This is a genomic window from Pseudomonadota bacterium (genome assembly GCA_030775045.1).
Classification (GTDB): Bacteria; Pseudomonadota; Alphaproteobacteria; order JALYJY01; family JALYJY01; genus JALYJY01.
The window spans coordinates 1,314-2,039 of sequence record JALYJY010000149.1; the positions used below are offsets into that span (position 1 = coordinate 1,314).

A 726-nucleotide genomic window follows, 5' to 3' on the forward strand; every position below is an offset into this window, starting at 1 on the left:
ATCGAAGACATTCTGAAGGACCTGGCCGCCGGGAAAATTCCCGCATATGGCAGGCCTGATCCTGCCGGACGTCCTGTGCCGTCTCCTGAAGCTCCTCCGCCACAGCCTGTGCCGGAGGTCAATGTTGTCGAGCTGATGAAAAAACTGGCTGAGGCACAGGACTATGGAAGAAATCCGGATCGCCGACAGGGCAGGGCCCTGAAAGATCTGGCACAGGGATCGTGGGAAGAATACGGAGCCCGTGTGGCGGAGCTTGCCGGACCTATCAGGGACATTGCCGCAAAGATAACCGGCATCCTGGACAGGCAGGTTCAGGAAACAGAGATCCCACAAGGACGCACCATGATTCCAGGAAGTGATCCTGTGGGACGTCTGGACAGGAACGCATGGCAAAAACTGAAAGAAAACCAGCAGGCCGGAAACGCCGATATCAGTGCCCGGAAAATTTTCATTGAGGATGTCCAGGACGTTGTCCGGGCACCGCCGGAATTTGTTATCTGCATCGATGGATCCGGCAGCATGAACGGAAAACTTTCTTCCGGTTCCACGCCCATGGCTACGGCTTACCAGTGTGCAGTTATTCTTTCCGAAGCTGCTGCAAAGGCCGGAGCCGTTGTCTGGGTCATGATGTTCGGGGACAATGATCCCAGAATTTTATTGTATCCTGGCAAGAACCGGCAACAGGCCGGGAAAGATCTTGAGACGACCCGCAAGGGTATTCACAGC

At 55.2% G+C, this 726-nt stretch carries 1 protein-coding gene; it reads left to right on the forward strand.

Annotated features, from left to right (window positions below; translation table 11 throughout):
• On the forward strand, positions 1-726 hold a 726-nt coding region (locus M3O22_09305; protein MDP9196936.1), incomplete at both ends, for a VWA domain-containing protein.